The organism is Janthinobacterium silvisoli, assembly GCF_014200725.1.
GTDB lineage: Bacteria > Pseudomonadota > Gammaproteobacteria > Burkholderiales > Burkholderiaceae_D > Janthinobacterium.
Map to the genome: position 1 here is coordinate 862082 of NZ_JACHCL010000002.1, position 13164 is coordinate 875245.

At 67.0% G+C, this 13164-nt stretch carries 5 protein-coding genes; 4 read left to right on the forward strand and 1 reads right to left on the reverse strand.

The annotated features are described in order from the left end of the window. Nucleotides 1–236: 236 nt before the first annotated feature. The 4 genes from HDE75_RS14040 to HDE75_RS14055 all read left to right on the forward strand — a co-directional run bounded on the left by HDE75_RS14040 (nucleotide 237) and on the right by HDE75_RS14055 (nucleotide 12297). The gene (locus tag HDE75_RS14040) at nucleotides 237–7511 is read left to right on the forward strand and encodes a hypothetical protein (protein WP_183677087.1); all 7275 of its coding nucleotides are present in this window, start codon (nucleotides 237–239) and stop codon (nucleotides 7509–7511) included. A 128-nt stretch (nucleotides 7512–7639) separates the two neighbouring features. After that, a complete protein-coding gene (locus HDE75_RS14045) occupies nucleotides 7640–8956 on the forward strand; it encodes a TolC family protein (protein ID WP_183677086.1) in 1317 nt (438 codons plus the stop codon). Between the two features lie 42 nt (nucleotides 8957–8998). Continuing rightward, nucleotides 8999–11131, forward strand: coding sequence for an ATP-binding cassette domain-containing protein (locus HDE75_RS14050; RefSeq protein WP_221291861.1), 2133 nt, complete (start codon nucleotides 8999–9001; stop codon nucleotides 11129–11131). Continuing rightward, nucleotides 11128–12297: an HlyD family type I secretion periplasmic adaptor subunit gene (locus HDE75_RS14055; RefSeq protein WP_183677085.1), complete on the forward strand. Its 1170-nt coding sequence runs from the start codon at nucleotides 11128–11130 to the stop codon at nucleotides 12295–12297. Before HDE75_RS14050 ends, HDE75_RS14055 begins: the two co-directional genes overlap by 4 nt. Here the strand turns inward: HDE75_RS14055 and HDE75_RS14060 are convergent. Continuing rightward, nucleotides 12260–13087 (reverse strand): hypothetical protein, encoded by an 828-nt coding sequence (locus HDE75_RS14060; protein ID WP_183677084.1) that lies wholly within the window; start codon nucleotides 13085–13087, stop codon nucleotides 12260–12262. The genes HDE75_RS14055 and HDE75_RS14060 overlap by 38 nt on opposite strands. Between the last annotated feature and the right edge of the window lie 77 nt (nucleotides 13088–13164).

Below are 13164 nucleotides of genomic sequence, written 5' to 3' on the forward strand. Positions count from 1 at the left end.
CCGGCTTGGAAAATGAATATTTAAATGACATTTTTAATATTTCAGATAGCTGTTCTTTTCACTCAGCGTTTTTTTGACAAATATGTTTTACTTGCCACTACACACATCAGCAAGCTTGCAGCACCAGACAACGGCCCAAGCCACGCCGCGGAAATACCAGGAAATGAATTCATATTCAGTAATTTTTAATTAGATTAAAAATCTAACCATACATACCCTCTTCCGGAGATTTTCAAATGGCCACCACTCCTACTCCAGCAGCAAGCCCAGTCAATCCAGCCAATGCCGACGCCACAGTGTTGTCTGGCGGCAAAACCGCACGTGCGGCGCAGAAAACAGACAAGACAAAACGCGGGGATGAAGAAGAACTGGTGCAAGGCTTCAATGCCGACCAGGCGATGCCTCCCGAAAACGTAGTTGAAGTCACCGGTAACGGCGGTGCCGCAGGTAGCGACGGCGCCGGCATTGCCGCCGCAACGGCAGCAGCGGTTGCCGCAGGAGCTCTGGCTGGCGGCGATGGTAGCGCGGCAGCAGGCCAGGCCAGTGGCACAGCCGACCTCGGCACGCCACAAAGCGGCAACAACACGGCTACAGGTGCAAGTGTAGGTGCGGGTGTAGACGCAAGCGGCGCAGCAATACCAAGCGGTCACGTCGTTGACGTAGCCGGTGCTGGCGCCGGTGCAGGTGCGGGTGCGGGTGCGGGCGCCGCCGGTGGTCTGACCGGACTGGGTGGACTGGGTCTGTTGGGCGGCCTGGGCCTGGTGGCGGCTGCCGCCGGTGGTGGCGGCACGACAGCCGCCACCGGCGCAGGCGCAGGTGGCACGGGTGGCACCGGTGGAGGTACGGGCGGCACGGGCGGTACCGGTGGCGGTACGGGCGGCACGGGCGGTACCGGTGGCGGTACGGGCGGCACGGGTGGAGGTACTGGCGGTACGGGTGGCACGGGTGGTGGTACTGGTGGTACTGGCGGTACGGGTGGCACTGGTGGGGGTACGGGCGGTACGGGCGGCACTGGTGGTTCGACAGGAGGCCAGGGCGACGGCAGCGGCACTGGTGGCACTGGTGGCACTGGTGGTACGGGTGGCACAGGCGGTACGGGTGGCACAGGCGGTACTGATCCCACACACACATCGGTAGTCACCTCCATCAGCGATGCAGCCGTGCTGGCTGCTGCCGCCGCCCTCGCTGCGGCCAACAGCGCACTGGCAGACGACGCTGCTGCCGCTACGGCGGCAGCCTTGGCCGCAGCAGCGCAGGCAGCTGCCAATGCGGCAGTCACCGATGATCAACTGGCGGCGCAGGCACAAGCCGCCGCCGCCGCTGCACTGGCAGCAGCCAATTCAGCCGCAAACGACGATGCCCTGGCCGCTTCTGCCGCCGCAGCAGCACAGGCAGCACAGGCAGCAGCAGTCGACGCGACCAATGCAGACAATGCGGCGGCCCAAGCCGCTGTCACGGCAGCGGCCTCGCTGGCCGCCACCACTTCGGCGCAAAACGACGATGCCGCGGCAGCCGCCGCCGCCCAGGCGGCGGCGCAAGCGCATGCTGCCGCCGACGCAGCCAATGCCAAGGCCAATCTGACGGATGCCAATGCACTCGACGCCGCCGCCGCAGCAGCCGATGCCGCAGCAGCCGCCGCACAGACGCAAGCCAATCTCACTGACGCCGCCGCACTGGCGGTCATCTCCGACGCCGATGCCGCCAACGCAGCAGCTGCAGCAGCCCTGGCTGCCGCTACCGACGCCGATGCCCTTGGTGTCGCACTGACCGCTGCCGTCCAGGCCTCCGCGGCCGCCACGGCACAGGCCAACCTGACCGATGCGGCAGCGCTGACGGCCACGGCGAATGCAGATGCGGCCGCCGCCGCCGCCGCACAAGCGACCGCCGACGCCACCGATGCCAATGTGCTCGACGGTATCGCTGCAGCAGCGGTCATTACGGCAGCCAATGCCGTCACCCTGGCCGACGCCACCGATGCCACTGCATTGGGCCTGGCGGCAACTGCCGCACAGAATGCAGCCAATGCAGCCAGCGCCGTGGCCGCGCAAACCGACGCCGTGGCGCTGGCCGCAGCAGCCGATGCAGCCGCTGGCGTGGCCGCATGGGATGCCATGAACGCCAACGCCACCGACGCGGTGGCGTTGCAGCAGGCTGCCGATGCGGCCGCCACCGCAGCCGCCAATGCCGCCACGGTAGCGGCAGCCACCGACGCCGTCGCCCTGGGCCAGGCGGACACTGCTGCCCAGCAATTGGCCGCGGCCGCAGCCGCCAAGGCTGACCTGACAGACGCCACTACGCTGGCCGCTATTTCCGATGCCGATGCCGCCGCCGCGCAAGCTGCCGCGACGCTGGCCGACGCCACCGACGCCAACGCGCTCGATGCGGCAGCAGCCACCGCCGCCGCCAACGCGGCAACTGCCGCCGCGCTGGCCGCACTAACCGACGTCCCCTCACTGCAGGCAGCGTACAACACAGCGGCCGCCAACTCGGCTGCCGCGACGGCGCAGGCTAACCTCACCGACGCCACGGCCCTGACGGCGCAGGCCAATGCCGACGCCGCTGCGGCAGCAGCGGCGCAAACCACTGCCAACCAGACCGATGCCTCGGCCCTGGCAGCAGCGGCTGCCACCGCCGATACCAATGCGGCCAATGCACAAAGCGTGGCCGACATGACGGACGCCACGGCTCTTGGGGCAGCCTATACCCAGGCAGCAGCCAACGCACAAGCGGCACATAACCAGCTCACCCTGCTCGATCTGAACGCGGCGATAACCACCTCCAACAACGATAACGCCGCCGCCTCATTGGCCATCAATACCTCCATCCTTGCGGGCCTGGGCGCTTCGCCCGATACCAGCCTGCTGCAATTGGCGGTCAACACGGCGCAAACGGCGGCCAACGCTGCCGACCAGGCCTTGTCGGGCAATACGGCAACGCTGGTCGCCAATGCCCTGAGCGCAGCCAATCTGGCAGCCACTTTACAGGCCACCGCCAACCTGACAGATGCCACAGCCCTGGCAGCGACAGCAACACAAGCCACCAATGCGGCCGCCAACTGGCTGCTCAATGGCCCGGCGATACTGCTCAGCGCCACTGCGGATCTCGCGACAGCGACCACCGCCGCCACCGCCGCCGCCGCTACGGCAGCGCTGACCGATGCGAACGCCCTTGGCATTGTTTCCTCCGCTGCCGCCGCAGCAGCGGCAGCAGCGCAGGCAACGGCCGACCAGACTGACGCCAATGTGCTCGATGCCGCCGTTAGCACAGCCAATACTGTGCTGGCCAGCGTGACCGCAACCGCCAACCTGACGGATGCAACGGCGCTGGGCGTGGCCTATAACACGGCAGTTGCCACTGCCGCTGCTGCTGCCACCGCCGCCAACGGGGTCGATGTCGCCGCCCTGACAGCCATCTCGAATGCCGATGCACTGGCCGCTGCCACGGCAGCCAGTATCGCCAGTCTGACCGACGCCACTGCGCTGGGCCTGGTGTCGACGGCCAATGCCGCTACCGCAGCGGCCTTGCAGGCAACGGCCAACCTGACGGACGCCGGCGCCCTCAGCGCCATCGCCACCGCCGCGCAAGCTGCCGCGACGGCCGCCGCCAATATCGCCAACCTGACCGACGCCACGGCGCTGGGCACGGTATCGGCCGCCGCTACGGCGGCCGCCAACGCGGCAACCGCCACTGCCAACCTGACTGACGCCACGGCGCTGGGCCTGGTCTCGACGGCCGATGCAGCCACAGCAGCGACCTTGCAGGCGACTGCCAACCTGACCGACGCCGCCGCACTAGGCCTCGTATCGGCTGCCGCCACCACCGCGGCCAACGCGGCGGCCGCCACCGCCAACCTGACCGACGCCGTCGCCCTGGGCACGGCCTCTGCAGCAGCCACGCTGGCTGCCAATACAGCAGCAGCCACCGCCAACCTGACCGACGCAGTGGCCCTTGGCGTGGTTGCCACCACCAATGCCGCCGCAGCCACGGCAGCGCAGGCAACTGCCGACCTGACGGACGCCGTTGCGCTGGGAGTGACGGCCACCGCCAATGCCGCTGCCTCCGCCGCAGCAGCCACGCTGGCCGGCCTGACGGACGCCGTCGCACTGGCCACGCAGCATACGCTGGACGTGACAGCAGCCACCGTGGCCGCCACCAAGGCTGCCCTGACCGACGCCACCGCACTGACGGCGACCGCCAACAACGATGCCGCCAATGCCGCCTCCCTGGCCGCCTATTCCGCCGCCCATCCACTCGATCTGGTGGCGGCACTGGCAGCCACCACGGCGGCTACCACCGCTTCGCTGTCGCACGCGGCAGCAGTATCGGCGCAAAACGACGATGCGGTAGCGGCATCGACCGCCGCTACGGCAGCGGCATCGCTGACGGCGCTGAACAACGCTATCGCGGCGGACAATGCGGCCACGGCGGCGGCTACCCTGGCTACCACCTCGCAAGCGGCCTACGCGGCTGCGCAAGCGGCCGACGCAGCAGCGGCAACGGCACAGAATGTCGCCGCCACCTCGCTGGCCGCCTACCAGGCTGCGCAAGCAGCCGATGCAGCAGCGGCATCGACCGCCGCCACGGCTGCCAATGCGCTGGCCGCATACAATGCGGCACTGGCCGCCGACGCCAGTGCAGCGGCCACGGCGCTCACGGCCCAGAATGCGCTCAACGCCTACAATTCGGCACTGGCCGACGATGCCGCGGCTGCGGCTGCGGCGGTCACTGCCGCCACCTCGCTGGCGGCTACGCAAGCGGCGCAGGCAGCCGATGCGACGGCGGCCAGTCTCGCGGCGATCGCACAAAATGCATTGAACGCCTATAACGCGGCATTGGCAGACGATGCCACCGCCGCCAGCACGGCCATCGCCGCCGCCAATGCGCAAGCGGCCGCCGCGGCGGCTATCGCTGCCGACAATGCGGCAGCAGCAGCGCAAGCCACCGCCGCCATTTCTCTGGCGGCGACCCAGCATGCCCAGGCCGACGATGCCGCAGCTGCCGCCGCCGCAACGGTAGCGGCAGCATCGCAGGCTGCCGCGCAAACGGCACAAGGGCTGGTGAACGCCGCCGCCACCGCCGCTACCGCAGCGGCGACAGCATTGAGCGCGTACAACCACGCGGTGGCAGACGATGCGGCAGTAGTCACCGCGGCGGCCAATCTGACGGCAGCGCAAAACGCTGCAGCGGCCGCACATGCCGCCGATGCCGCCGCCGCCACGGCCGCCACCAACGCGGCAAACGCGCTGGCCGCCTACCAGGCTGCGGTGAACGCGGATGACGCAGCGCTCAATGCCAATAACGTCCTGACTGCAGCCCATAATTTCCTCAACGCTCTGCAGATCGGCAACGTATTAACCAACTTGCAGAACATCGCCACCGCGGCGCAAGCAGCCGCAACGAGCGCTGCCAATGATGATGCAGCCGCAGCAGCAGCGGTAGCAGCAGCACTGAACGCACAGAACCTGGCCAATGCCGCGCAAGCAGCTGACGCTACGGCATTGGCGGCCCATGCGGCATTGCAAGCGGCCCAGGCTAACCTGGCTATCGGCCTGAACGTTGGCACCACTGCCGCCACCGCGCAACACTCGCTCGATGTCGTCGCCAACATTCAGTTGCTCACCAATAACGCCGCACAAGCCGACGCCGCCGCCGCACAGGCGCTCGCTGCCTGGAACGCCGCCAAGGCGGACGACGCGGCAGCCGCACAGGCGCATGCCAATGCCACTGCCGCCCATGCTGCCGCAGCGCAAGCCCAGGCGGACGATGCAGCCGCCGCCCAGGCTGCCGCCACGGCAGCCGCATCGCAGGCAGCGGCACAAGCGGCTCAGGCTGACGACGCCCACGCCGCTGCAGCTGCCGCCACGGCCGCCGCCGCCCAGGCTGCCCTGCTAACCGCGCAAAACAACAGCGCTGCTGCAGCAACCGCAGCTGCCGCAGCTGCCGCAGCGCAGCAAGCCGCACAGCAGGCGCATGCTGACGATACCGCCGCCGCAGCGGCCGCCACCAAGGCAGCCCTGTCGCTGGCCGCGACCCAGGCCGCCCAGGCCGACGATGCAGCCGCCACCGTGGCGGCCACCAACGCCGCCAACGCCCATGCCGCCTACCTGGCTGCCATGGCCGACGACGCCAGTGCCGCTACCCTGGCGGCAGCTGCGCAGGTAGCACAGGACGCCGCCACGGCAGCCCAGCATGCCGATGCTGTCGCTGCCGCTTCGGCAGCCGCTGCCGCCGTCGCCCAGGCTGCGGCCATCAGCGCGCAACAAGACGATAATGCTGCCGCTACCGCCGTCGCCAGCGCGGCCCATGCCGCAGCGGCCTACCAGGCAGCGCTGGCCGCCGATGCGGCCGTCGCCACCACGGCCGCCGCCGCCACCGCTGCGCAAGCAGCGGCACAGTCAGCGCACAACGACGATGCAGCTGCCGCCGCAGCTTCCGCCCAGGCGGCAACCTCGCTGGCAGCCGCGCAGCATGCCCAGGCAGACGATGCGGCAGCCGCGCAGGCAGCCGCCAACGTCGTCACCGCGCAGGCAGCCTACAACGCCGCCGTGGCAGCCGACAATGCGGCAGTGACAGCGGCCGCCGCCGCCGCCGCGTCGGCCGCTGCAACCCATGCGGCGCAGGCCGATGATGCGGCAGCCGCACAAGCGGCAGCGTTCGCCGCCCAGGCACATGCGAATGCCGCCGCGGCCCATGCCGACGATGCGGCAGCCGCCCAGGCCAACGCAGCAGCGGCAGCGGCCGATGTGGCGGCAGCGCATGCCCAGGCGATCGCCGATCAAACCGACGCAGTAGCGCTGGCACAGGTTTCGGATGCCGATGCAGCCGCCGCCGCCCACGCCCAGACGATTGCCGACCAGACCGACGCCCATGCCCTGGGCCTGGCAGCCGATGCGGCAGCCGCGCAAGCAGCAGCCGCCGCCCATACGGCAGACCTGACCGATGCCCATGCATTGAGCCTGGCTGCCGATGCGGCAGCAGCGGCGGCAGCCCAGGCACAGGCGCATGCCGACCTGACGGATGCGCCTGCGCTGACGGCCGTGGCAGATGCCGATGCGGCAGCGGCGGCCCACGCCCAGACAATCGCAGACCAGACCGATGCGGCCCATTTGCTGGCCTTGAGCCAGCAAGCGCAGAACAGTCCTCAGGTGCTCGATGGCTTCCATATCGGCGCACCGACGGCTGGCGGCGACGTCATCGATCTGTCGGGCATCGCCAACCTGGCGCCTGCGGTGGCGGTCGGCGTGAACCTGCATACCGACTTTGGCGCCGACAACCTGTTCATTTTCGACAACACGGCCGTGTCCATCCATGACGCTGCCGGCGCCATCGCCGCAGACAGCAGCATCTTGTCGGGCCAGGGCTACATCGTCATCGCCGATGCGCAAAACAATGGCGCGGTTACCGTCTACCACTCCAGTGACCTCAGCAACGCCCATGCCATCGACACGGCACTGGTGGTGCTGAGCGGCGTGAATATCACGCAGCTGACGGCAGCCAACTTCCATGTCTGACCTCGCGGCCGGAAACAGGAGGTAAGCCAGCAACAAACACCGCAGGAGCAGCGCGATGAGGTGCTGCCCCTGCGGCAACGGTTGCCGACCATGAATGACCTTCAGGCCGCAAGGCTAGAAAATCACGAATGACATTACGCAGTCTGCCAGCGTTGCATCACTCCCGTACCAGCTGGTCCGGGTTCCTGCCATCGATCACAGCCGTACTGGCGGCCGTGATAATGGTTTCTGCAGCATCCGCCGCCAGTGCCCAGAGCGCCACCGCCTGGACCTTCGACCAGGTCTTGCAGCAGGCGCTGCAAACCCACCCCACCGTCCAGGGCAAACGCTCGGCGCAGGCGGCAGCGCAGGCCGACCTGGAAGGCGCACGCTGGCAGCGCTACCCCAGCGTATCGGCGGAAGTGCCTACCGGCTCGCAGGAAGCAGGCGGCGTAATGCGGGTGGACCAGCCGCTATGGAGCGGCGGACGCATCAACGCCGGTATCGAGGCGGCAGGCAGCCGGCTCGATGCAGCCGGCTCGGCCATCGAGGAAGAACGCCTGAACCTGTCGCTGCGCGTGATCGCCGCCTATACCGAAGCGCTGCGCCAGACAGCCCGCATGCGTTCGGCCGATGAAGGGCTGGCCGAACATCAGCGGCTGCTGGACATCATCAAGCGCCGCGTAACGCAGTCGGTCAGTTCGCAAACCGACCAGCGCCTGGCTGAATCGCGCATGTACCAGGCGGCCAACGATGCCTCGAACGTGCGCCAGGCACTGGAAAACGCGCTGGCGCAACTGTCGCAGCTGGTCGGCAAACCCGTGCGCGTGGTCACCGGCACCGGCATCGGCGTGGCGGAACCCTTGCCCGACGCCACGCTCGACCTGGTGCTGCGCCAGGCTGTCGCCTATTCGCCCACCCTGCGCCGCCTCGACTTCGAGGCCCAGGCGGCCGACTCGGATATCGCCGTGCAGCGCTCGGCCTATATGCCCAAGGTCTTGCTGCGCCTGGAAAAAACCACCGGCGGCATCAATGCCGACAACCATCCGCGCGCCATGCTGGTATTGCAGGCGCAGCCGGGCGCCGGCCTGTCGGCCAAGGCGGGCGTGGACGCCGCCGTGGCCAAACGCGAAGGCGCGCGCGCGGCCCACGATGCGGCTGAACGCGATGTGCGCGAACGCTTTACGCTGGACTGGAACGAGGCTGAAGCGAGCCGCCAGCGCCTGGGCAACGCAGGCGAGGCAAGCACCACCTCGACCCAGGTGTTTGAATCGTATACGCGCCAGTACGTGATCGGCCGCAAGACCTGGAACGATGTGCTCAATGCGGTGCGCGAAGCAACCCAGGCGCAGTTCACGCTGGAAGACACGCGCGCCCAGGCCATTGCCGCCAGCCTGCGCCTGGCCGCCCAGACGGGCACCTTGGCCGGGCGCACGGCGCCGGTCAGCGCGGCACGCGGCAATTAACAGCATCAAAAAAATAGCATCAAAACACCAACAGGAGACAGCGTGGATACCTCCATCAAACATGGCTTGCTGACATTGATCGAACGGGCCGCGCGGCTGACGGGCCAGCATCTGGCTGCCGCCCGCCTGGCCGACCTGCAGCGCCAGCTGGACGAAGTGAGTGAAGACGCCGGCCCCAGCGCCGTGCTGAGCGCCGTGTGGCTAGCGGCCGGGCTGGAAGGCACGGCGCGCACCTTGCACGATCCCACGCCGGGCGAACTGCCGTTTGCCATTTACAGCCCCAGCACCGGCTGGGGACTACTGCAGTCGCGCGGTTCGGACGGCGCCTGGCAGGGCGAAAGCGTCGACGGCCGCCCGCTGCAGCTCGAATCGCTGTCCGGCCTGGCCTGCGTGGGCTTGCCCCGGCGCAGCGAAAAGAGCGGCGCCCAGCCCGGTGCGCTGGGCCTGGTGCGCGATGCGCTGTGGCTAAAGAAAAGCGTGTTTGTCGACGCCGTGCTGGCCACCGCCCTGGTCACCATGCTGACCATGGCAACGTCGCTGTTTTCCATGCAGGTGTACGACCGCGTGATTCCCAACCAGAGCTTCAGCACCCTGTGGGTGCTGGTGGTGGGCGTGGCGCTGTCGATCATCCTGGAATTCATCCTCAAGCAGGTGCGCGCCCGCATCGTCGACCACTCGTGCAATGAAGTCGACCACGATCTGTCGCAGTGGTTTTTCCAGCGCATGCTGGGCATCCGCATGGAAGCGCGCCCGCCATCGGTAGGCACCCTGGCGGCGCAGGTGAAGGGCTTCGAAATGGTGCGCGGCGTGCTGACCTCGACCTCGCTGTTCGTGCTGACGGATGTGCCATTCGCGCTGATCTTCCTGGCCATGATCACCATCATCGGCGGCTGGCTGGTGATGGTGCCGCTGGTCGCCCTGCCGCTGGCCCTGATCTGCGGCCTGATGTTCCAGCGCGCCATCCAGAGCCATACGCGCAAGAATCTGAACGCCAGCAACCGCAAGGCTGGCCTGCTGGTGGAAGCAGTCGATGGCGTGGAAACACTCAAGGGCAGCAGCGCCGAGTGGATGATGCAGGCGCGCTGGGCCGAACTGGTGGCCGAGACCAGCCACGCGGAACAGAATATCCGCGACTATGCAGCCCTGTCGCAAAACATCACGGCCGCCTTCCAGCAGCTGACCAACGTGGCCCTGATTTCCATGGGCGCCTGGTTCGTGGCGGAAAACCAGATGACCATGGGCGCCCTGATGGCGTGCACCATCATCAGCAACCGCGCCCTGATGCCCATCGTGCAGCTGCCCGGCGTAATGGTGCAATGGGCGCATGCACGTGCCTCGATCGACGGCCTGGAGCAAGTCATCACCTTGCCCAACGAGGCCGACAACGCCCAGTTCGCGCTGACGCCGCGCAGCCTGGAGACCGGACTGCGCTTCGAGCGCATCCGTTTTACCTACGGCGGCGCGCAAAAAGTGGCGCTGGAAGTGGACAACCTGGCCATCCGTCCCGGCGAGCGCGTCGGCCTGGTGGGCGCCATCGGCTCGGGCAAGACCACCTTGCTGAAACTGGCGTCGGGCATGTATCTGCCGTCCGAAGGCAAGGCTTACCTGGGCGACGTGGACATGGCGCTGCTGGCGCCGCCGGTGGTGCGCGAAATGGTCGGCTACCTGCCGCAAGAGACACGGCTGTTCAGTGGCACCCTGCGCGACAACCTGCTGCTGGGATTGGCCGACCCCGGCGAGGAAGCCATCCTGGCGGCAGCCAAGCGCACCGGCCTGATCGAACTGATACTGGGCCAGCCACGCGGACTGGCGCTGGCGATTACGGAAGGCGGGCGCGGCGTCTCGGGCGGCCAGCGGCAATTAATCGCGGTGACGCGGCTACTGCTGGCCAAACCGAAGATCTGGCTGCTCGATGAACCGACGGGGGCCATGGATGCCAAAACGGAATCGCGCATCGTGGGACTGCTGGGCGAGCTGGCGGCCGAGGGCGTGACCATGGTCGCCACCACCCATAAAAACGCCCTGCTGCCGCTGTTGGACCGGCTGGTGGTACTGCAGGCTGGCCGCGTGCTGCTCGACGGCCCGCGCGACGTTGTGCTGGCCAAGCTATCGGGCAAACCACAAGCCGTACCACCGGCGGCGGCACCAGTCAGCGCACAGGGAGCAGTGGCATGAACGACGCAAAGCAGGTAACGAAACAGGAAACAAAACGCGGCCGCGTGCTGATCTGGAGCTGCACGGCGGCGCTGGGCGGCGTAATCGCCTGGTCATCGTGGGCGGAGCTGGACCAGGTCACGCGCGCCAATGGCCAGGTGATCGCCAGCTCGCGCAACCAGGTGATCCAGGTGGCTGACGGCGGCGTACTGTCCGAACTGCGCGTGCATGAAGGCAGCGTGGTGAAGAAGGGAGAATTGCTGGCGCGCTTCGACCGCACGCGGGCCGAGACCAGCTACCTGGAAAGCACGGCCAAGGCGGCCGGCCTGAAGGCGGCCGTGGCGCGCCTGCAGGCGGAAGTGTTTGGCGGCACGCCGAAATTCCCGCCCGAGCTGCAGGCGTACCCGGAATTTCGCGCCAACCAGCTGACCCTGTTCAACAAACGCCAGGACGCCGTGCGGCAAGAAGTCAATGCGCTGGAAAGCGCCATGAAGCTGATCAAGGAAGAGCTGGAAATGAACTTGCCGCTGCTGGAAACGGGCGATGTGAGCCGCGCCGACGTGCTCAAGCTGCGGCGCCAGGTGGTCGACATCCAGGCGCAAATCACGAACCGGCGCAACAAGTATCTGCAAGACAGCCAGACCGACCTGGTGAAAGCTCAGGAAGATCTGGCCAGCGTGCAGCAAACGGTGACCCAGCGCAAGGAGCAGCTGGGTTCGACCGACATTTACGCGCCTACCGACGGCATCGTGCGCAACGTGCGCCTGACCACCCTGGGCGGCGTGGCCAAACCGGGCGAGGAAATCCTGCAGATCGTGCCCACCGACGACGACCTGATCATCGAAGCCAAGGTCAAACCGGCCGACATCGCCTTCATCAAGCCCGGCCTGCCCACGGCAGTCAAGCTCGACGCCTACGACTACGGCATCTACGGGCGCCTGCGTGGCAACGTCAGCTACATCAGCGCCGACACGCTCAGCGAAGACAACAAGGGCAATGAACAGCCGTACTACCGCGTGCAGATCAAGACCAGCGGACGCAACCTGGTCGGCAAGAACGGCCTGCCGATCCTGATCCAGCCCGGCATGACGGCCACCGTGGAAATCAACACCGGCCGCAAGACCGTGCTGCGCTATCTCACCAAGCCGATCACGAAGACGTTTTCAGAGTCGCTGGGGGAACGGTGACGGGACTGCTCTCTTCAAGCCCGATCGGCACATGACTGCTGCCAAACTCGGCTTCGGCAAGTTCCCGCGCATGCAGGGACACAGGCGCCAGCAAAACTAGCTGCACCACGCTGCTTCCGCCGGGGGACATTTTCACTGGCGGATCGGCGCGTACGGCATCCATATCGATGCGCCCGTCTGCCTTGCGTTGCACGGCACGTACCTTGGCCGGCGTGATCTGGAAAAAAGCCAGGGAGGCGCCGGCTGCCACCGCGGCCTGGCGCAAACCCTCCGAAAATCCCATCTCATTATTCTTGATGAGCAGATCACTGCTACCGAGCACCACAAATCCCTTGTTTTGCCATGTGGCCAGCATGCCTGGGAGCTCAGCCGTCCGCACCAGGCTGACTAGCGCCACCGGACAGACTTTGGGGCCGATGTGGGTGGAGGGTGCGACAGGAATACTATCGATGACGATGGTGGCTGCCCCATACCTGGGAGCAAGTTCCGCCTGCCTGCGCGCCGCCATCGATTGAGGTGCAAGATAAACAGGCTCGGGCGGCGACGGCGGGGGCCGGTAGATGACGAGCGATGCAGCAATGCTGACTGCATGGCGACAAAATGTTGCCCGTTCATGCTGGTTTTCGCTGGCAACATCAAGCCTGATGAAACCCGTTTGCTCCCACCGCTGCACTGCGGACTGCACATCCTGCGTGATATCAAACCAGATTTCCGCCAGCATCGATATGCCAGGCGCCAGATACGCCGCCTCAGGTTCAGCAGGCAGATAGTGTTCAAAGAACGCGTGCATTGTTGGACTCATCAATAATGAAAATAGTTGTCTTGGCGTGCAGCTTCGAGCACGCCACCACCAGGCCGATGTTTGCC

Excerpts from the sequence above, each read along its gene's own strand:
- HDE75_RS14040 (WP_183677087.1), top strand. The coding sequence starts at position 237 with ATGGCCACCACTCCTACTCCAGCAGCAAGCCCAGTCAATCCAGCCAAT.
- HDE75_RS14045 (WP_183677086.1), top strand. The coding sequence starts at position 7,640 with ATGACATTACGCAGTCTGCCAGCGTTGCATCACTCCCGTACCAGCTGG.
- HDE75_RS14055 (WP_183677085.1), top strand. The coding sequence starts at position 11,128 with ATGAACGACGCAAAGCAGGTAACGAAACAGGAAACAAAACGCGGCCGC.
- HDE75_RS14060 (WP_183677084.1), bottom strand. The coding sequence starts at position 13,087 with ATGCACGCGTTCTTTGAACACTATCTGCCTGCTGAACCTGAGGCGGCG.